This is a genomic window from Burkholderia contaminans (assembly GCF_029633825.1).
Classification (GTDB): Bacteria; Pseudomonadota; Gammaproteobacteria; order Burkholderiales; family Burkholderiaceae; genus Burkholderia; species Burkholderia contaminans.
Genome location: NZ_CP090640.1, coordinates 3,063,153 through 3,081,893, shown reverse-complemented (window position 1 = coordinate 3,081,893; position 18,741 = coordinate 3,063,153). Strand labels below are relative to the sequence as shown.

The 18,741-nt window shown below is 68.2% G+C and carries 16 protein-coding genes; 13 read left to right on the top strand and 3 right to left on the bottom strand.

All coding sequences use genetic code 11. The features are described 5' to 3' along the window. Positions 1-5: 5 nt before the first annotated feature. The 7 genes from LXE91_RS14335 to LXE91_RS14305 all read left to right on the top strand — a co-directional run bounded on the left by LXE91_RS14335 (position 6) and on the right by LXE91_RS14305 (position 10,471). A complete protein-coding gene (locus LXE91_RS14335) occupies positions 6-1,055 on the top strand; it encodes a microcin C ABC transporter permease YejB (protein ID WP_039364025.1) in 1,050 nt (349 codons plus the stop codon). Then, positions 1,009-2,121, top strand: a complete 1,113-nt coding sequence (locus tag LXE91_RS14330; protein WP_039364028.1) for an ABC transporter permease — start codon at positions 1,009-1,011, stop codon at positions 2,119-2,121. The genes LXE91_RS14335 and LXE91_RS14330 overlap by 47 nt, the downstream gene beginning before the upstream one ends. Beyond that, the gene (locus LXE91_RS14325; RefSeq protein WP_039364030.1) at positions 2,121-3,764 is read left to right on the top strand and encodes an ABC transporter ATP-binding protein; all 1,644 of its coding nucleotides are present in this window, start codon (positions 2,121-2,123) and stop codon (positions 3,762-3,764) included. The genes LXE91_RS14330 and LXE91_RS14325 overlap by 1 nt, the downstream gene beginning before the upstream one ends. Beyond that, a complete protein-coding gene (locus tag LXE91_RS14320; RefSeq protein ID WP_039364033.1) occupies positions 3,757-5,208 on the top strand; it encodes a TldD/PmbA family protein in 1,452 nt (483 codons plus the stop codon). Before LXE91_RS14325 ends, LXE91_RS14320 begins: the two co-directional genes overlap by 8 nt. Continuing rightward, positions 5,208-6,569 (top strand): TldD/PmbA family protein, encoded by a 1,362-nt coding sequence (locus LXE91_RS14315; RefSeq protein ID WP_039364035.1) that lies wholly within the window; start codon positions 5,208-5,210, stop codon positions 6,567-6,569. The genes LXE91_RS14320 and LXE91_RS14315 overlap by 1 nt, the downstream gene beginning before the upstream one ends. 21 nt (positions 6,570-6,590) lie before the next feature. Next, complete coding sequence (locus tag LXE91_RS14310; protein ID WP_039364038.1) at positions 6,591-9,752, top strand: multidrug efflux RND transporter permease subunit; 3,162 nt, start codon at positions 6,591-6,593, stop codon at positions 9,750-9,752. Positions 9,753-9,823: 71 nt separating this feature from the next. Further along, positions 9,824-10,471, top strand: coding sequence for a glutathione S-transferase family protein (locus LXE91_RS14305; protein WP_039364042.1), 648 nt, complete (start codon positions 9,824-9,826; stop codon positions 10,469-10,471). 243 nt (positions 10,472-10,714) lie between these two features. On the opposite strand, the gene LXE91_RS14300 is transcribed toward LXE91_RS14305, so the two are convergent. Then, on the bottom strand, positions 10,715-11,728 hold the full coding sequence (locus LXE91_RS14300) for a hypothetical protein (protein WP_039364052.1): 1,014 nt from the start codon (positions 11,726-11,728) through the stop codon (positions 10,715-10,717). A gap of 293 nt (positions 11,729-12,021) precedes the next feature. Between LXE91_RS14300 and LXE91_RS14295 the strand changes: the two genes are divergently transcribed. The 6 genes from LXE91_RS14295 to LXE91_RS14270 all read left to right on the top strand — a co-directional run bounded on the left by LXE91_RS14295 (position 12,022) and on the right by LXE91_RS14270 (position 17,507). Next, the gene (locus LXE91_RS14295; RefSeq protein WP_039364053.1) at positions 12,022-13,161 is read left to right on the top strand and encodes an acyl-CoA dehydrogenase family protein; all 1,140 of its coding nucleotides are present in this window, start codon (positions 12,022-12,024) and stop codon (positions 13,159-13,161) included. A gap of 49 nt (positions 13,162-13,210) precedes the next feature. After that, entirely contained in the window at positions 13,211-14,113 is a 903-nt protein-coding gene (locus LXE91_RS14290) for an HpcH/HpaI aldolase/citrate lyase family protein (RefSeq protein WP_039364054.1), read from the top strand. An 8-nt stretch (positions 14,114-14,121) separates the two neighbouring features. Further along, positions 14,122-14,775 carry a pyridoxine/pyridoxamine 5'-phosphate oxidase gene (locus tag LXE91_RS14285; protein ID WP_039364055.1) on the top strand — a complete coding sequence of 218 codons (654 nt, stop codon included), beginning with the start codon at positions 14,122-14,124 and terminating at the stop codon, positions 14,773-14,775. A gap of 71 nt (positions 14,776-14,846) precedes the next feature. After that, positions 14,847-16,031: a cystathionine beta-lyase gene (gene metC / locus LXE91_RS14280; protein WP_046543567.1), complete on the top strand. Its 1,185-nt coding sequence runs from the start codon at positions 14,847-14,849 to the stop codon at positions 16,029-16,031. Beyond that, positions 16,025-16,669, top strand: a complete 645-nt coding sequence (locus LXE91_RS14275) for a glutathione S-transferase family protein (RefSeq protein WP_039364056.1) — start codon at positions 16,025-16,027, stop codon at positions 16,667-16,669. Before metC ends, LXE91_RS14275 begins: the two co-directional genes overlap by 7 nt. A gap of 55 nt (positions 16,670-16,724) precedes the next feature. Next, entirely contained in the window at positions 16,725-17,507 is a 783-nt protein-coding gene (locus tag LXE91_RS14270; RefSeq protein ID WP_046196764.1) for a glutamine amidotransferase, read from the top strand. On the opposite strand, the gene LXE91_RS14265 is transcribed toward LXE91_RS14270, so the two are convergent. Both LXE91_RS14265 and LXE91_RS14260 read right to left on the bottom strand, forming a co-directional pair. Then, complete coding sequence (locus tag LXE91_RS14265; protein WP_082139436.1) at positions 17,430-18,164, bottom strand: autoinducer binding domain-containing protein; 735 nt, start codon at positions 18,162-18,164, stop codon at positions 17,430-17,432. The two genes, LXE91_RS14270 and LXE91_RS14265, sit on opposite strands and share 78 nt — an antisense overlap. 86 nt (positions 18,165-18,250) lie before the next feature. Then, positions 18,251-18,682 carry a hypothetical protein gene (locus LXE91_RS14260; RefSeq protein WP_052760024.1) on the bottom strand — a complete coding sequence of 144 codons (432 nt, stop codon included), beginning with the start codon at positions 18,680-18,682 and terminating at the stop codon, positions 18,251-18,253. Positions 18,683-18,741 lie beyond the last annotated feature (59 nt).

Genomic DNA, 18,741 nt, shown 5'->3' with positions numbered 1-18,741 from the left:
CGACGATGCTGGCATACATACTCAGGCGATTGCTGCTGATGATCCCGACGCTGATCGGCGTGGTGACGATCACGTTCGCGGTCACGCAGTTCGTGCCGGGTGGCCCGGTCGAACAGGTGCTCGCGCAGTTGCGCCACGGCAGCGCGCGCGGCGGGGAGGCGGGCGGCGCAGGCGGCTACCACGGCAGCCAGGGCGTCGACCCGCAGCAGATCGAGCAGATCCGCAAGCAGTTCGGCTTCGACAAGCCGCCGCTCGAACGCTACGTGCTGATGCTGAAAAGCTATGCGACGTTCGATCTCGGCCAGTCCTATTTCGCGCACCGCAGCGTGTGGGCGGTCATCCGCTCGAAGCTGCCGGTGTCGATCACGCTCGGGATGTGGACGGTGATCCTCACGTACATGGTGTCGGTGCCGCTCGGCATCGCGAAGGCGGTGCGCAACGGGTCGCGGTTCGACACCGTGACGAGCGTGCTGGTGCTGACCGGCTACGCGGTGCCGGGCTTCGTGCTCGGCGTGCTGCTGCTGATGCTGTTCGGCGGCGGCACATTCTGGCAGGTGTTCCCGATGCGCGGGCTCACGTCCGACAACTTCGACGACCTGACGCTGATCGGCAAGGCGCTCGACTATCTGTGGCACATCGTGATGCCGGTGACGGCGTCGGTCATCGGCAACTTTGCGATCGTCACGATCCTGACCAAGAACACGTTCCTCGAGGAAATCGGCCGCCAGTACGTGCTGACCGCGCGCGCGAAGGGCGCACCGGAGCACGACGTGCTGTGGAAACACGTGCTGCGCAATGCGGCGATCCCGTTGCTCACCGGGCTGCCGGCCGCATTCGTCGGCGCGTTCCTGAACGGCAACCTGCTGATCGAGACGCTGTTCTCGCTCGACGGCATGGGGCAACTGTCGTACGACTCGGTGATCCGCCGCGACTATCCGGTCGTGCTCGGCTCGCTGTTCCTGTTCACGCTGATCGGCCTGCTGACCAAACTCATCGCGGATATCTGCTATGTCCTCGTCGACCCCCGTATCCAGTTCAACCGCCTGGACCACTGACCCGGCGTGCGTCGCGTGCGCGGCGTCGCCGTCGCCGTGGCGGCGCACGTGGCTGCGCTTTCGCGCGCAGCCGCTCGGCTACTGGAGCCTCGTGATCTTCGCGGTGCTGTTCGCGCTCAGCCTCGGTGCGAACCTGCTGTCGAACGACCGGCCGCTGATCGTGCGCTACGACGGGCACTATTACTTCCCGATCGTGAAGGACTATCCGGAGACGGCGTTCGGCGGCGACTTTCCCGCGATGACGAATTATCTCGACCCGTATATCCGCACGAAGATCGAGTCGCACGGCAACTTCGCGGTCTATCCGCCGAACCGGTATCGCTACGACACGATCGACTATTTCGCGTCGCGGCCGTATCCGGCGCCGCCGTCGTCGAGCAACTGGCTCGGCACCGACCAGTTCGGGCGCGACGTGTTCGCGCGGCTGCTGTACGGGTTCCGGCTGTCGGTGCTGATGGCGTTCGCGCTGACGGTATCGGGCGTGCTGGTCGGCGTGCTGACGGGCGCGTTGCAAGGCTTCTACGGCGGCCGCACCGATCTGGTCGGGCAGCGCCTGATCGAGATTTGGAGCGCGCTGCCGGACCTGTACCTGCTGATCATTTTCGCGTCGATCTTCACGCCGTCGCTGTGGCTGCTGTTCATCCTGCTGTCGATGTTCGGCTGGCTCGTGCTGTCCGACTACGTGCGCGCCGAATTCCTGCGCAACCGCGCGCTCGACTACGTGAAAGCGGCGCGCACGATGGGGCTGACCAACGCGCAGATCATGTGGCGCCACGTGCTGCCGAACAGCCTCACGCCGGTGATTACGTTCCTGCCGTTCCGGATGAGCGCGGCGATCCTGTCGCTGACGAGCCTCGATTTCCTCGGCCTCGGCGTGCCGCCGCCGACCCCGAGCCTCGGCGAGCTGCTGCAGGAAGGCAAGAACAACCTGGATGCGTGGTGGATCTCGATCTCGGCGTTCGCGGCGCTGGTGGTGACGCTGCTGCTGCTCACCTTCATGGGCGATGCGCTGCGCAACGCGCTCGACACGCGCACGCGCGGTTCGGCATTCGGCGGAGGGCGGTGATGACGATTCCGTTGCTGCAGATCGACGGGTTTTCCGCGCATTTCGGCGCGAACGCGGCCGTACAGGACCTCAGCCTGTCGATCGGCCGCGGCGAGCGCGTGGCGCTCGTCGGCGAATCGGGGTCGGGCAAGAGCGTGACGGCACTGTCGATCCTGCGGCTCGCGCAGCAGGCGACGCTGTCGGGGCGGATGCTGTTCGACGGCGAGGATCTGCTCGCGAAAACGGAGCAGCAGATGCGCGGGATTCGCGGCGCCGACATCGCGATGGTGTTCCAGGAGCCGATGACCGCGCTCAATCCGCTGTATACGATCGGCAAGCAGATCGCCGAGAGCCTGCGGCTGCACGAGGGGCTGCGCCCGGGCGATGCGCGCGAACGCGGGATCGCGCTGCTGCGGCGCACCGGGATTCCGGAGCCGGAGCGGCGCATCGACAGCTTCCCGCATCAGCTGTCGGGCGGGCAGCGGCAACGCGCGATGATCGCGATGGCGCTGGCGTGCCGGCCGCGCTTGCTGCTGGCAGACGAGCCGACGACCGCGCTCGACGTGACGGTGCGCCAGCAGATCGTCGACCTGCTGATCGAGCTGCAGGAGCAGGAGGCCGCCGCGCGCGGGATGGCCGTACTGCTGATCACGCACGACCTGAACCTCGTGCAGCGCTTCGCGCAGCGCGTGGCCGTGATGGAGAAGGGCGTGCTGGTGGAGACCAACACGACTGCCGCGTTGTTCGCGGCGCCGCAGCATCCGTATACGCGCCGGCTGCTCGACAGCGCGCCGCAACGGGCGGTCGAGCCGGTTGCTGACGACGCGCAGACGATCCTCGACGTGCAGCACCTTGCCGTCGACTACCGCATCGCGGCAAAGGGCTGGCGCTCGGTGCTCGGCAAGACGACGTTCCGCGCCGTGCACGACGTGCAGCTGAGCCTGAAGCGCGGCGAAACGCTCGGGATCGTCGGCGAGTCGGGCTCGGGAAAATCGACGCTCGCGTCGGCCGTGCTCGGCCTGCAGCGGCCGGCATCGGGCGGGATCGAGATCGACGGGATGCCGCTGGCGTCGCTGCGCACGACGCAGGGCCGGCGCACGCTGTACGGGCGCATGCAGGTGGTGTTCCAGGATCCGTTCGGCTCGCTGTCGCCGCGCATGACGGTCGAGCAGATCGTTGGCGAAGGGCTGGGCGTGCACCGGCCGCAGGTGGCCGGCGACGCGCGGCGGGCGCGGATCGCCGCGCTGCTGCAGGAGGTGGGCCTGCCGCCCGAGGCGATGCTGCGCTATCCGCACGAGTTCTCCGGCGGGCAGCGGCAGCGGATCGCGATCGCGCGGGCGCTGGCGGTGGAGCCGGAACTGCTGGTGCTCGACGAGCCGACGAGCGCGCTCGACGTGTCGATCCAGAAGCAGGTGCTGAATCTGCTGACGAATCTCCAAAAGAAGTACAAACTCAGCTACCTGTTCATCACGCACGATCTGGCGGTGATGCGCGCGATGGCCCACCGGGTCATCGTGATGAAGGCAGGGCGCGTGGTCGAGGAGGGCGAGACGCTCGACGTGCTGCACGCGCCATCCCATCCGTATACGCGGGCGCTGCTCGCGTCGTCCATGCCGGCGCCGGTGCACGGCCCGCAGGAGAGGCAAGAGAGAACCGATGATTGACGAGAACCGGGCGCCGGGCGCCCGAGCCGTGCAGGCGGCGCAGGCGCTGCGCAGCGACGCCGATTTCTGGTCGCTGCGCGTCGTCGACGAGACGATCGACGAACACGCGGTGCGCAACGACATCGCGCAGCCGTTTTCGCGCACGCGCGAGCGCGGTGCGATGCTGACGGCCTGGGCCGGCTCGGGCGCGGGTTATGCGGCGACGCCCGACCTGTCGCCGGCCGGGCTGCAGGCGGCGCTCGACATCGCAACGGCGCGGGCCCGGGCCAGCGCGCCTTGGGCGCTGGTCGATCATCGCCAGGCCGCGCGTCCGCAGGCGAGCGGCACCTATGCGTCGCCCGATGTCGATGCGGCGCTGCCGTCGCGCGCGGAATGGATCGAGCGTCTCGCGCACGAATGCGCAGCGGCGAACCTCGGCGCGCGCATCGTCGAGCGTTCGGCGAGCGTGATGATCGTGCACACCGAGCAGTGTTACGTGACGAGCGACGGCGTGCGGATCGACCAGCGCTTCCGCTTCCTGATGCCCGAGCTGCAGGCCGTCGCGCATGGCGATGGCGACACGCAGACGCGCTCGCTCGGTCAGTCGGGCACGCTGGCGCAGGGCGGTATCGACGTGCTGGCGCGCTACGGCTTCGACGGCGCCGGCGTTCGCGTTGCCGATGAAGCGCTGCAGTTGCTCGCCGCGCCGAACTGCCCGACCGGCCGGCGCGACCTGCTGCTGATGCCGGACCAGATGATGCTGCAGATCCACGAGTCGATCGGTCATCCGCTCGAACTCGACCGGATTCTCGGCGACGAGCGCAACTTCGCCGGATCGAGCTTCGTCAGGCCGGAGATGGTCGGCCACTATCAATATGGCTCGCCGCTGCTGAACGTCACGTTCGATCCCGAGCCGACGGCCGAAGCCGCGTCCTACGCGTTCGACGACGACGGCACGCCCGCGCGCAAGCAGTACCTGATCCGCAACGGCGTGCTCGAACGGCTGCTCGGCGGGGCGCTGTCGCAACAGCGCGCGGGCTTGCCGGGCGTGGCCAACTCGCGCGCGTCGAGCTGGAACCGCGCGCCGATCGACCGGATGGCGAACCTGAACGTCGAGCCCGGCGACCAGTCGCTCGAGGCGCTGATCGCGGGCACCGAGCACGGGATCCTGATGCGCACCAACACGTCCTGGTCGATCGACGACCACCGCAACAAATTCCAGTTCGGCTGCGAATTCGGGCAACTGATCGAGAACGGCCGGCTCACGCAGGTCGTCAAGCGCCCGAACTACCGCGGCATCTCGGCCCAGTTCTGGCGCAGCCTGCGCGCGGTCGGCGATGCGAGCACGTTCGGCATCTACGGCACGCCGTACTGCGGGAAGGGCGAGCCCGCGCAGATCATCCGTGTCGGCCATGCCGCGCCGGCCTGCGTGTTCGCCGGCGTCGACGTATTCGGAGGCGCGTGATGACGGGATTCGATCCGATGGCACGCCACGCCGGAATCGACTGGCACGCGTATTTCGCCCGGCTCGCCGACGACGCGCAACGGCTGGCCGCGCCGGCCGAAACCGTGCTGCTCGGCTTCTCCGGCGAAACGTCCGACTTCATCCGTTTCAATGGCGGCAGGATTCGCCAGACCGGGCGTGTCACGCAGGGGCGGCTGTCCGTGCGGCTCATCGACGGCGCGCGGCAGGCGCACTCGGCACTGACTGTCTGCGGCGATCCGGCGGCCGACCTGCGCGAGCTGGCCGACGCGCTCGCCGTGCTGCGCGACGGCCTGCGCGATGCGCAGGACGATCCGCACCTGCTGTTCGATACCTCGTCGTGGGTGCAGGAAACGCGCCGCACCGGGCGCCTGCCGAATGCGGACGGGCTCGCGCGTATCGTGGCCGAATGCGCGCGCGGGCTCGACTTCGTCGGCTTTTATGCGGGCGGCACGCTGGCGCGCGGCTTCGCGTCGTCGACCGGCAGCCGCGGCTGGTACGAGGTCGAGAATTTCAACTTCAGCTGGTCGCTGTACGACCCGAGCGGCCGCGCGATCAAGACCGTCCATGCGGGCGACGACTGGCGCGATGCGGCATTCGCGGCGAAGGTGGATGCGGCCGCCGCGCGGCTGCCCGTGCTCGGCCGCGCGCCGAAGGCGCTTGCGCCCGGGCGCTACCGCACGTATTTCGCGCCGGACGCCATTCACGAGATGACGAGCCTGCTCGGCTGGAGCGGCTTTTCGGCGCGCGCGGTGGCGAGCGCCCGCAGCCCGCTGCATCGCCTGTACGCCGGCGAGGTCGCGCTCGATCCGCGCGTGTCGATCACCGAGGATTTCACGCTGGGCATCGCACCGGCGTTCAACGCGGACGGCTACCGGCGCGACAGCGTGCCGCTCGTCGTCGAAGGGCGGGGCGCCGGGCAGCTCGTCTGCGCACGCACTGCACGCGAGCAAGGGCGCACGCCGAACGGCGCGGACAACGGCGAATCGCCGCAGTCGCTGACGATCGCCGGCGGCACGCTCGCCGATGCCGACGTGCTGGCCGCGCTCGACACGGGGCTCTACGTCGGCAACCTCTGGTACCTGAACTTCTCCGACCCGATCGCATGCCGGATGACGGGGATGACGCGGTTCGCGACGTTCTGGGTCGAAGGCGGGCGCATCGTCGCGCCGGTCGACGCGATGCGGTTCGACGACAGCTTCTACCGGCTGTTCGGGTCGGCGCTCGAGCAGCTCGGCGCGGCGCCAGCGCTGCTCGCGAGCGACGACACGTACGGCGAGCGCGCCACCGGAGGCGCGCAACTGCCGGGGCTGCTCGCGCGTTCGTTCGAGCTCACGCTGTAGCGCGTTCGCCGAGACTTGCCGATGCCGTCATTCTTCATCGACCGTCCCGTCTTCGCGTGGATCGTCGCGCTCGCGATCGTCGTCGCGGGCGTGCTGGCCATTCCGCAGTTGCCGATCGCGCAGTATCCGCGCCTGGCGCCGCCGCGGGTCGTGATCACCGCGTCCTATCCGGGCGCGTCGACCGAGACGGTCGATGCCGACGTCGGCAGCATCATCGAGGAAAGCCTCGACGGCGCCGACGGGCTGCTGTACTACGAGACGAGCAGCGACGGCCACGGCAACCTCGAGATCGACGTGACGTTCGCGCCGAGCACCGATCCGGACATCGCGCTCGTCGACGTCAACAACCGGTTGAAGCAGGTCGAGCCGCGGCTGCCGCAGCAGGTCGTCCAGCAGGGGATCGGCGTGTTCAAGGCGGCGAACACGTTCCTGATGCTCGTCACGCTGACGTCGACTGACGGCACGCGCGATTCCGCGCAGCTCGGCGATTACCTGAACCGTTACGTGCTGCGCGAGCTGAAGCGCGCGCCGGGGGTGGGCGCGGCCGAGCTGTGGGATGCCGACGAGGCGCTGCGGGTCTGGCTCGATCCGGTCAGGTTGCGCGAATACGATCTCGGCGCCGACGACGTGATCACGGCGATCAGCGCGCAGAACGCGACGGTCACGGCCGGCGCGATCGGCGATGCGCCGTTCGTGCGCGGCCAGCAGCTCACCGCGACGGTCGTGGTCAAGGGGCAGCTGACGTCGCCCGAGGAATTCGGCCGGATCGTGCTGAAGTCGAAACAGGACGGCTCGGTGGTGCGCGTGGCCGATGTCGCGCGCGTCGAGATCGGCCGCGACGACTATTCGTTCTATTCGCGGCTGAACGGCCGGCCGGCCGCGACGGTCGGCATCCAGCTCGGCCCGCGCGGCAACGCGCTCGAAACGTCGACGGCGATCCGCGCGCGGCTCGCCGAGCTGTCGCGGACGCTGCCGCCGGGCGTTGCCGTCGAGATTCCGTTCGACGGTGCGCATTTCGTCAAGATCGCGATCCACGAAGTCGTGCTGACGCTCGTCGAGGCTGTCGTGCTGGTGTTCTGCGTGATGTGGCTGTTCCTGCGCGACCTGCGCTACACGCTGGTGCCGACCGTCGTGATTCCGGTCACGCTGATGGGCGCGTTCGTCGCGATGTGGGCATTCGGGCTGTCGATCAACGTGTTCACGATGTTCGGCCTCGTGCTGGCGATCGGCATCCTGGTCGACGATGCGATCGTCGTCGTCGAGAGCGTGCACCGCGTGATGGAGGAGGGCGTGTCGCCGCGCGACGCCACGCGCCGGGCCATGAAGCGGATCGGCGGGGCGATCGTCGGCGTGACCGCGGTGCTGACCGCCGTGTTCGTGCCGATGGCGTTTTTCCCGGGCAGCGTCGGCGGCATCTACCGGCAGTTCGCGGTCGCGATGATCGCGTCGATGCTGGTGTCGTCGTTCATGGCGCTGTCGCTCACGCCCGCGCTGTGCGCGAACCTGCTGAAGTCGGTCGCGCGGCACGACGGCGGCGCCGGCCGTGCGCGGCGACGCGGCATCGGCGCGCGTCTGGCCGACCGGTTCGGTGCGGCCTTCGCGCGTGCCGAAACCGGTTATCGTCGCGTTGCCGTGTTTGCGGTGCGCCGCACCGGCCTGGTCGTGGCTGTCTATGCGGCGCTCGTGATCGGGTGCGGGCTGCTGTACTGGATGATGCCGGGCGGCTTCCTGCCCACCGAGGACCAGGGGCAATTGCAGGTGATGATCCAGTTGCCGGCCGGCGCCACGCAGGCGCGCACGCTCGCGGTCGTCGAACGGGTGGAGGCCATCATGCGCGGGGAGCCGGCGATTGCGAACGTGACGAGCGTGATCGGCTGGAGTTTCGTCGGCAGTGGGCAGAACGTCGGCATGGCGTTCGTGGAACTGAAGGACTGGGCGAAACGCGACGTCGATGCGATGGCGTTGCGCGACCGGCTCAACGGGCGGTTCGGTGCGATCCTCGACGGCGACGTCGAGGCGGCGCTGCCGCCTTCGGTGCGCGGCATCGGGCATTCGGACGGCTTCACGTTCCGGCTCGAGGATCGCGGCGGGGTCGGGCTCGATGCGTTGAAGGCGGCCCGCGAGCAGCTTGCCGAGCGCGCGAAGGCGAGCCCGTTGCTCTCGGCCGTGCATTTCGAAGACCTGCCGGACGCGCCGCGTATCGAGCTCGATGTCGATCGCGCGAAGGCGTATGCGCTCGGCGTGCCGTTCGAGCGGATCGCGGGGCTGCTGGGCGGCACGTTCGGCTCGAACTACATCAACGACTTTCCGGCATCGGGCCGGATGCGGCGGGTGATCATCGAGGCCGATCCGGTCGCACGCGCGACCGATATGCAACTGATGGCGCTGACCGTGCCGAACCGCACCGGCGACATGGTGCCGCTGTCGGCCATCGCCGCGCCGCACTGGACGATCGGGCCGGTGATGTTGAACCGGTACAACGGCTATCCGTCGCTCGACATCAGCGGCCGCGCGGCGACCGGCACGAGTTCGGGCGCGGCGATGGTGGAGATGGAGCGGCTTGCCGCTGCGCTGCCGGCCGGGATCGGCTTCGACTGGGTCGATGCGGCGCGCGAGGAGCAGGTCGCCGCGCGGCAGACGCCGCTGCTCGTCGGGCTGTCGGTGCTCGCGGTTTTCATGGCGCTGGCCGCGCTGTACGAAAGCTGGACGATTCCGCTGTCCGTGCTGACGATCGTGCCGCTCGGCATGATCGGCGCGATCGCGGCGGCGCTCGCGCGCGGCATGCCGAACGACGTGTACTTCAAGGTCGGGATGATTACCGTGGTCGGGCTGGCCGCGAAGAACGCGATCCTGATCGTGCAGTACGCGCGTGACCTGACCGCGCACGGCGTGCCGTTGCGGCAGGCGGTGGTCGATGCGGCCGCTGCGCGATTCCGGCCGATCGTGATGACGTCGATGGCTTTCCTGCTGGGTGTCGTGCCGCTGGTGCTGGCGACGGGCGCGGGTGCGGAAAGCCGGCGGTCGATCGGCACGGGCGCGTTCGGCGGTGTGCTGGCGGCGACGGTGTTCGGGCTCGTGTTCGCGCCGGTGGCGTTTCGGGTCGTGGCGTCGGCTGGGCGACGGGGCCGGCCGGTGGCGGTGGCGAAGCGGGATGATCGGCAGGCGGAGACGGTGGGGGAGTGAGGTCGCTTATAAATGCGGTTGCCGTGCAAACGGCTTACACATATTTCAATTCAAAGAGACGAATTCAGACCATGTCCTATGTTCTGTATTACTCGCCCGGCGCGGCAAGCATGGCCGTGCACTGGATGTTGATCGAACTCGGCGTGCCGTTCGACACGCGCCTCGTCGATATCGACACCGGGGCGCAGCATTCGCCGGAGTACCTGCGGTTGAATCCCGCGGGCCGAGTGCCGACGCTGGTCGTCGATGGCAAACCGCGGACCGAATCTGCCGCGTTGCTGATGCTGCTCGCCGAACGTCATCCGGAGCCGCGCCTGGCTCCGCATCCGGGCTCGCCTGAACGTGCCGAGTGGTTCGAGATGATGATCTATCTCGCCAATGCCGTCTTGCCGGCGATGCGAAACTGGTTCTATGCGGAGACGGATGGCGATCCGCGGTGCGCTGACATGGTGAAGGCTTTTTCGCAGGGGCAAGTCGAGGCGTCGATGGCGCATCTCGACGATCTGCTGTCCGATGGCCGTTCGTATTTGATCAACGACCGGTTGAGCACGGTCGACTTCCTGGCGCTGATGCTCATGCGCTGGACACGCAACATGCCGCGCCCGGCGACGACTTGGCCGAATCTGACGCGCTATATCCACGCGCTTCGCGCGATGCCGACATTCATTGAATTGAACGCGCGCGAAGGACTGACGGAGTGGATGAATCCGGTTTCATGAGCGTTTCGAAGGCGCTCGAAAGTGCGGCAGCGGTCGGTTGGGGGCTGCTTGCCGCCAGGTTTGGCGCTGGAATATCGTATTTGACATAATCAACATTATCGACAGTTTTGGTTGTAAGAGCAAAGTTGAAATGTCGTAGCTCGAGGGATTCGGCGCATGCTGGCGGTGGTTTGAACTGCCGGAGGCTGCAACGGAACGGATCACTATGAGCATGCGCGAACTGGACCGCTTCAAGGTCATTCACTAGAAATTGCGCGCCACGCCGACCATGAACATGTCCTGGTCCTTGTCGTTGCGGGTTGCGACACGATTGAAGCGCAAGCTCGCCGCCCAATCGTTCGTGATCTGATAGGCCACTTGCGCGCTGAGCAACGCATTGAGTCGCGTGCTGCCCGAGGCATCGTTCCGATCCCGCGACAGATACGGACCGACGCCTGCCGAAAGCGTCCATTTGCTCCTGATCGGCGCGACGTACCAGAATTGCGCGGCCACGCCTCGTCGGCCGGCAACGCCATTGTTGCCTTCATAGACGAAGCTCGCCGAATAGGCCCACGCATTGCCGAGCGGCCGCTTGACTTCGACCATGTATCCTTTCTCGATCGGCACTTGAGGACGGTTCGTCTGCGATGTTCCGGCCCACACGCCGACCTGCGTCTTGCCGTCCGAAAACGCCGGGCCGGGATCGCCGCCGAAATCCGAGCCGATACCGAACAGCACCGCGTCCGAATTGAATCCGCCGATCATTTGAACGTGGTTGTACTGCAGCTTGAGGAAGAAGCGGTTGGGAACGACGTAATACCGCACCGCTGCCGACGCACGCACGCCCCAGCGCTTGTCATTGCGCGGCTGGTCGTCGACATGTGTCGTGTCCATGCTGAAATACGGGCCCGCCGAAAATTCGAGCGCCAGACGATTGCCGACCGGCCAACGAAACGAACCCAGGGCGGCAAAACCGTCACGGTGGTGATCCAGCGGATGCCCCTCGTTCATGTACGCGAGGTAGACCGACAGGTAATCGTTCAGGACGTCACCGAAGCCGACTTCGTACGCACGCCAATGCATGTCGCCACCCTCGGTCGCGCGTCCGTCGCCATACACCGCATACGCGTTGAGCGTTCTTCCCGATGGTTTGAGTTCGCTCGGCTTACTCGAAGGACCTTCCTCGGCGTGCGCGTGTCCCGGGCACGCCAGTATTGTCAGACCAGCGATCGAGCTTGCGAGGACGAAGCGCGAACAGACGCGACGGCACTGTCCCATTTGGACACCCCCCACCTTGGTAACCGCGATTTCCCGGAAAAGCTGATAGCGATTATAGGCGGCGTCCGGTCAGGTGGCTGACGTGCACCGCATGCCGACATCGGGCGGCACATCGACGACGAAGCCATCGAGGATGCAACCGCTCGCCTGCTCGCCCGTCGTTCCCGCCAACCGCTCATTCTCCCTGCAACTACCACTACTGCCAGTACCTCCCCCGTCCCTGCCCCCTTAACCTTGTCGGCATCGCTGGCGCGCCGTCGAAGGCCGCGCCGCTTCGACCGGAGACACGACAGATGCCATTTGACTGGACGCAGGAACAGCATGCGACGCTCGCGCGCTTTCGCGACATCGGCATGGAGATCGCCGCCGCGGAGCGCGACGTTCGCGCGCCGGCCGGATTCGATGAAAACGGCTGGACCCGGCTTGGCCAGGAAGGACTGTGGGACATGATCGTGCCGGAAACGTATGGCGGCGACGGTCACGGCTGGTGGCACTTTTCCGCGGCGCTCGAAGGGCTCGCGTCGTCGATCCGCCGCCCGGCGCTGCTGCTGTCGGTGATCGCACAGGCCGGCATGGTGCGCGCGCTCGAACGCTACGGCACGGCGACCCAGCAGGACCGCTATTTCGGCGCGATCCTGCGCGGCGAACTGAGCGCGACGGCGATCGCCGAACCGGGCACCGGCACCGACGTGCGCAGCATCGCGACGAAGCTCGCCGAGCACGGCGACGGCTACCGGCTGACCGGCAGCAAATTCAACATCGCGCACGCGCCGCTCGCGCGCTTCATCCTCGTCGTCACGCGCATCGAAACGCTTGGCCGACGCAACACCGCGCTCGTGATCGTCGATCGCGACCAGCCCGGCATGACTGTCGCCGAACCCGACCGCAAGCTCGGCCTCGACGACCTGCCCACCGGCGCGCTGCACTTCGACGACTGTCCGATTGCACGCGACCAGTTGCTGGGCGAACCGGGCGCGGGGCTGGGCAACCTGATCGACATCATCTCGCTCGGCCGCCTGTATTACGGCCTCGTCGCCGCGCAGGTGACGGCGCCGTATCTGCGCGACGCGATCAACTATTGCCGCGACCGGCGCAGCTTCGACAGCACGATCGACGCGCACCAGTACGTGCAGCGCCGCCTCGTCGACCTGCAGATCGGCATCGAGCGCGGCACCTGGCTCGCGCGCGGCGCGCTCGCGCAGTTGTTGACGGATCACCCGCAAGCGCTGATGACCTGCTCGATCGCGAAGCTGGTCGGCGCGCAGGATCTCGTCGACGGCGCGCTCGGCCTCGTGCGGCTGTACGGCAGCCTCGGCTACCAGGCCGGGCCGGTGGCCGCATTCGCGTCGGACGCACTGGGTTTCATGAGCGTCGGCGGCACCGAGGAAATGCATCGCAAGAACATCTTCAACCAGATGATGCGTGCCGGCTGAACGCCCGCGCCATCGATATGCGTACCACGCGCCCTACAGGAATCCACGCATGACAACGACCCACCGACGCCCTTCCCGCCTGCGCCGCTCCTGGCTGTTCCTCGCCGGCGCCGATCACGATGCGCTCGTCGAAGGCGCCGCGAGCGGCGCTGACGTCCTGATCCAGGAACTCGAAACCTTTACGCCGCCCGACCGTCGTCCGGCCGCGCGTGAACTCAGCGAGCGCGTGCTTGCAGGCTGGCGCGAGGCCGGCATCCTCGCGTCGGTGCGCGTGAACCCGCTCGATGCGGGCGGCATCGACGACCTGCGCGCCGCGATGCGCGGCCGGCCGGATATCGTGATGATGTCGTACGTCGCGACGCCCGAGCAGGTCGTCGCGCTCGACGAAGCGGTCACGCGGTTCGAGCGCGAATACGACATCGCGCCCGGCTCGACCGAACTGGTGCCGAACATCGAGACGACGCTCGGCCTCGTGAACACGATGGCGATCGCGCGGTCGAGCCCGCGCGTGTCGGCGGTGCTGGTCGCGACCGAGGACATGGTGGCCGACATGGCGGCCGAGCGCACCCGCGCGGGCCGCGAGCTCGACTATGTGCGTTCGCGCTTTCGGGTGGAATGCGCGGCGGTCGGCGTCACGGCGATCGACTGCCCGTACAGCTACGCCGACAACGAAGGCGCGGAACTCGACATGCGCGTGTCGCGCGGCCTCGGATACCAGGCCAAGGCGATCGTCAACGGGCAGTTCGTGCCGGTCGTGAATCGCGTGCTGACGCCGACGGCCGACGAGGTCGCCCTCGCCCGCCGCGTGATCGATGCGTTCGACACCGCACGGCGCGAGTCCGGCGGCCGCCGCGTGGCCGCGGCCGTGGTCGACGGTTTCCTCGCGGAAGTCCCCGACTATCTCGCCGCGCATCGGCTGATCGCCCGCGCGACGCAATTCGGCATCGCCTGAGGCCCGCCATGGATACGATCGCCACGCGCCTGAAGGCGCTGAAAACCCTCGCGCACGCGGCGCCGCACGTTCCGGCCGAGGACTGGCCCGACACGCCGCAAGCGCAATTCGAACGCTGGCTCGACGAGGCGGTTGCCGCAGGCGCCGTCGAACCGCAGGTGATGACGCTGTCGACGGTCCGCCCGGACGGGCGACCCGATGCGCGCTCCGTCGTACTGCTGAACGTCGACGCGCGCGGCTGGCATTTCGCGGCGAGCACGCGCAGCCCCAAGGGGCGCCAGATCGAAAACCGGCCGTTCGCCGCGCTGACGTTCTATTGGCCGGCGATCGCGAGTCAGGTCCGCCTGAGCGGCCCGGTCGAGCGGCTGCCGGCCGCCGAAGGCCGCGCGGATTTCGCGGGCCGCCCCGAGCGCTCGCGCGCGAGCATCCTGGCAGGCCGGCAAAGCGAGCGGCTCGACGATCCCGCCGACCTGACGCGCGCGATCGACGCGCAGCTCGCGCGGCTGGCCGCCGACCCAGCCCTCGTGTCGGACGACTGGCACCTGTACACGCTCGCGCCGGACGAAGCCGAATTCTGGCGTGCCGACAGCGCGCGCCGTTTCGCGCGGCAGGCGTACCGTCGTGCCGATCAACGCTGGGAACGGTGCGCGCTATGGCCTTGAAGTCCGCCGCACATCCGTCGCAATCGGGCGGCACCTTGCAGACCCGAATCGACGATCGAATCGACGGCCGAATGCACGACGATACGCGGCTCATGCACGCGGGCCGCGACAGCGCGGCCTGGCACGGCTTCGTCAATCCGCCCGTCTACCACGCGTCGACCGTGCTCAGCCCGACGGTGTCCGATCTGCTGAACCGCACGCAGCCGTATATCTACGGCCGCCGCGGCACGCCGACGACCGACGCGCTCGAGCGCGCGGTGACGAGCCTCGAAGGCGGCGCCGGCGCGGTGCTTTGCCCGTCGGGGTTGTCCGCGTGCACGCTCGCGCTGCTGTCGTGCCTGAAGCCCGGCGATCACCTGCTGATGACCGCCTCGGTCTACGGCCCGGTGCGCCATGCGTGCGAAGGCGTGCTCGCGCGGCTCGGCGTCGAGACGACCTGGTACGACGGCAGCACGCCCGTCGCAGCCGCATTCCGTGCGAACACGCGCGCGTTGTACGTCGAGGTGCCGGGGTCCTACACGTTAGACATGCACGATATCCCGGCGCTCGTCCGGCTCGCGCAGGCGCACGACGCGCTGGTCATCGCGGACAACAGCTGGGCCACGCCGCTCTTCTTCCAGCCGCATGCGTTCGGCATCGACCTGTCGATCCAGGCCGGCACCAAGTATCTGGTCGGGCATTCCGACGCGATGCTCGGCACCGTGTCGGCCAGCGAGCGCGCGTGGCCCGCGTTGAAGCAACTGCATGGCGATCTCGGGCTGTGTGCCGGCCCCGACGACGTCTATCTCGCGCTGCGCGGGTTGCGCACTCTCGGCGTGCGGTTGCGGCAGCACCAGCGCAATGCGCTCACGGTCGCGACCTGGCTCGCAGCGCGCCCCGAAGTGCAGCGCGTGCTGTATCCGGCGCTGCCCGGCGACGACGGACATGCGCTGTGGCGCCGTGATTTTCGTGGTGCATCGGGGCTGTTCTCGATCGTGCTGCAGCCGGCACCGCGGCACGCGGTCGATGCATTTCTCGATCACCTCGCGCTGTTCGGGCTCGGCTATTCGTGGGGCGGCTACGAGAGCCTCGCGTTGCCGTTCGAGCTGGACGCGCACGGCCTCGCCGCACGTTGGCCGGCCGACAGCCGCGGCGTGCGCCTGCATATCGGCCTGGAGGATCCCGGCGACCTGATCGCCGATCTCGCGGCCGGTCTCGATCGCTATGCGGCGTGCGCGCAGCAGGCCACTGCCTGCGAGGATGCCGCGCGATGCTGACCGTCTGGGGCCGCCGCACGTCGTTCAACGTGCAGAAGGTGTTGTGGCTGATCGGCGAGCTGGGCGTGCCGTACCGGCACATCGCGGCCGGCGGCGAACACGGTTCGCTGCAGACGCCCGCGTTCGCGGCGCTGAACCCGACCTGCCGGATTCCGGTGATCGACTGGGACGGCGACGTCGTGTGGGAGTCGCACACGATCCTGCGCTATCTCGCCGCGCGCGTGCCGAACAATCCGTTCTGGTGCCGCGACGCGTTCGCCCGTTCACGCGCGGAGCGCTGGATGGACTGGTCGCAGACCGCGCTCGAACCCGACGTGATGACCGGACTGTTCTGGGCGCTCGTGCGAACGCCGCCGGAGCGGCGCGACGATACCCTCGTGCGCGACAAGGCCGCGCGCAGCGCGACGCACTTCCAGCTGCTCGACCGGCTGCTGTCGACCCAGCCCTTCCTTGGCGGCGCGACGCCGGGCCTGGCCGACATTCCGGCCGGCGCGACGTTGTTCCGCTATTTCGCGCTCGACGTCGAGCGGCCGCCGTTGCCGCACGTCGAGGCCTGGTATGCGCGCCTGTGCCGGCGGCCCGCCTATCGCGAACAGGTGATGGTGTCGTTCGACGCGCTGCGCGGCCAGCCGGGCTGACGTCCCGCGTATCGACCCTCACGGTCTCACGAACTCACGACCCTTCCGACACGACATGACGCACACTGCCCTTCGTCCGATCCTGATCGTCCTGCATCGCGAACAGTCGAGCCCGGGCCGGATCGGCCGGCTGCTGGCCGCTCGCGGCCATCCGCTCGACATTCGCCGCCCGCCCCTCGGCGATCCGCTGCCGGCCACGCTGGCCGACCATGCGGGGGCCGTGGTGTTCGGCGGCCCGATGAGCGCCAACGACGGCGATCGCTGGATTCAGGATGAAATCGACTGGATCGGCGTGCCGCTGCGTGAGTCTGTGCCCTTTCTCGGCGTGTGCCTCGGTGCGCAGATGATGATTCGTCACCTGGGCGGCCGCGTCGCCGCGCATCGCGACGGGCGCGCGGAAATCGGCTATTGGCCGATCGCCGCGACGCCCGTCGGCCGGCGGCTCGGGTCGTGGCCGTCGCACGTCTACCAGTGGCATCGCGAGGGCTTCGAGCGCGTTGCCGGGCTCGAGATCCTCGCGACCGGCGAGCACTTCGAGAACCAGGCCGTCCGCTACGGGCCGCGCGCGTATGGCGTCCAGTTCCATCCGGAAGTGAGTTATCCGATGATGCGGCGCTGGAGCACGGCCGCCGCGCACAAGCTGTCGGCGCCCGGTGCGCAGGATCTTGCGACGCAGGCTTTCGAAGGCCGGCGGCACGATCGCGCGACGGCCGCATGGCTCAGCGCGTTTCTCGACCGCTGGCTCGACGATGCGCCGGCATCAGGTCGGCACGGTCACGTCGGAAATGCTGATCAAGCCCCACTCGACCGCGCGCAGCACGGCCTCATGCCGACGTGACACGTTGAACTTGCGGCGGATGTTCATGAAGTGGAAATTGATGCACGACTCGGTCACGTTCAGGATGTGGCCGATCTCCCACGACGTCTTGCCGGCCGCGTGCCAGCGCAGGCATTCGACTTCCCGGCGGCTGAGGCGCGGCACGCTGTCCGGCGGCGCATGGCAGCGCGTGCCGGCGATCGCTTCGCACGCGACGTCGCGCAGCAGCGTCAGCGCCGCGAGATGGCGGTCGCAGTGCTCGCGCGTCGCGGCGAGTGCGTCCGTGCTCGCGCACAACAGCATGCCGACCTCCCCCTTCGCGCCGCGCACCGGCAGCACGACGCCGCTGCGCATGCCGTACGCGGCGGCCGCTTCGTAACACGGGCGCTGCTCCGGCAGCGCGAACAGTGCGTCGTCCCAGACGAGCGGCAGTGCCGAACGGAAGCAGTGCCGCAGCATCGGGTCGACGCGGTCGAACTGGCGCTGCCGGTACAGCGCCGTCCAGCCGGGCACGCCGCTGCTCCATTTGCGCGCGAGATCGAACGACGCGCCGGCAAACGGCAGCACGATCAGCACGACCTTGTCGAACCCCATTCCGGCGGCCGCGTCGGTCATTCTCTGCCATGACGCGTCCGTGTCGCCGGGTACCAACCATTTCAGACAATCCAGTCCATACATACAAGCCACCCCGTTCGTTTAGTTGGAATCTGCATCCAGGCGGACTTGCGCAACCGGTTCGAGGCGTTGCGCGCGAACGGGCCGCGCTAGACCGCCTCGGCCAGACGTTGCCGGCCTGCCTGCTTCGCGTCGTCGAGCGAAGCCGTCACGTCTAACGGAATGCCGAACGCCTTTTCGATGCCGGATGCGTTCGCGCGGGCCGCTTCACGCTCGGCCGGGTCCGGTTCGATCGTGATGAGCGCACGGCAGACCGCGGCGAGCGCGGCGCGGTTCTGCTTGAGCCACATCCCGCGTTCCTTGCGGTCGTCGTGCGCTTCCTCCGGGCGGGCCGGCGGAAAGATCATGACAAACGGCTCGCCGTGCCGCATCAGCACGTGCATGTCGTCGAGCCAGCGCTGCGCGTAGCCGGTGGATGCGATCGCATCGTTGCGCACGACGACGAACGGGAATTCCGTCACGTCGAACACGGCGAGCGTCGCCAGGTCGGGCGGCATGGCGCCGGCATGGTGGGTAGGCATCGGGACAACCTCCATCGAATTGAACAGCATGGGTCGGAACGGGCCGCGCAGCGCCCGCT

Excerpts from the sequence above, each read along its gene's own strand:
- LXE91_RS14335 (WP_039364025.1), top strand. The coding sequence starts at position 6 with ATGCTGGCATACATACTCAGGCGATTGCTGCTGATGATCCCGACGCTG.
- LXE91_RS14330 (WP_039364028.1), top strand. The coding sequence starts at position 1,009 with ATGTCCTCGTCGACCCCCGTATCCAGTTCAACCGCCTGGACCACTGAC.
- LXE91_RS14325 (WP_039364030.1), top strand. The coding sequence starts at position 2,121 with ATGACGATTCCGTTGCTGCAGATCGACGGGTTTTCCGCGCATTTCGGC.
- LXE91_RS14320 (WP_039364033.1), top strand. The coding sequence starts at position 3,757 with ATGATTGACGAGAACCGGGCGCCGGGCGCCCGAGCCGTGCAGGCGGCG.
- LXE91_RS14315 (WP_039364035.1), top strand. The coding sequence starts at position 5,208 with ATGACGGGATTCGATCCGATGGCACGCCACGCCGGAATCGACTGGCAC.
- LXE91_RS14310 (WP_039364038.1), top strand. The coding sequence starts at position 6,591 with ATGCCGTCATTCTTCATCGACCGTCCCGTCTTCGCGTGGATCGTCGCG.
- LXE91_RS14305 (WP_039364042.1), top strand. The coding sequence starts at position 9,824 with ATGTCCTATGTTCTGTATTACTCGCCCGGCGCGGCAAGCATGGCCGTG.
- LXE91_RS14300 (WP_039364052.1), bottom strand. The coding sequence starts at position 11,728 with ATGGGACAGTGCCGTCGCGTCTGTTCGCGCTTCGTCCTCGCAAGCTCG.
- LXE91_RS14295 (WP_039364053.1), top strand. The coding sequence starts at position 12,022 with ATGCCATTTGACTGGACGCAGGAACAGCATGCGACGCTCGCGCGCTTT.
- LXE91_RS14290 (WP_039364054.1), top strand. The coding sequence starts at position 13,211 with ATGACAACGACCCACCGACGCCCTTCCCGCCTGCGCCGCTCCTGGCTG.
- LXE91_RS14285 (WP_039364055.1), top strand. The coding sequence starts at position 14,122 with ATGGATACGATCGCCACGCGCCTGAAGGCGCTGAAAACCCTCGCGCAC.
- metC (WP_046543567.1), top strand. The coding sequence starts at position 14,847 with ATGCACGACGATACGCGGCTCATGCACGCGGGCCGCGACAGCGCGGCC.
- LXE91_RS14275 (WP_039364056.1), top strand. The coding sequence starts at position 16,025 with ATGCTGACCGTCTGGGGCCGCCGCACGTCGTTCAACGTGCAGAAGGTG.
- LXE91_RS14270 (WP_046196764.1), top strand. The coding sequence starts at position 16,725 with ATGACGCACACTGCCCTTCGTCCGATCCTGATCGTCCTGCATCGCGAA.
- LXE91_RS14265 (WP_082139436.1), bottom strand. The coding sequence starts at position 18,164 with ATGTATGGACTGGATTGTCTGAAATGGTTGGTACCCGGCGACACGGAC.
- LXE91_RS14260 (WP_052760024.1), bottom strand. The coding sequence starts at position 18,682 with ATGCCTACCCACCATGCCGGCGCCATGCCGCCCGACCTGGCGACGCTC.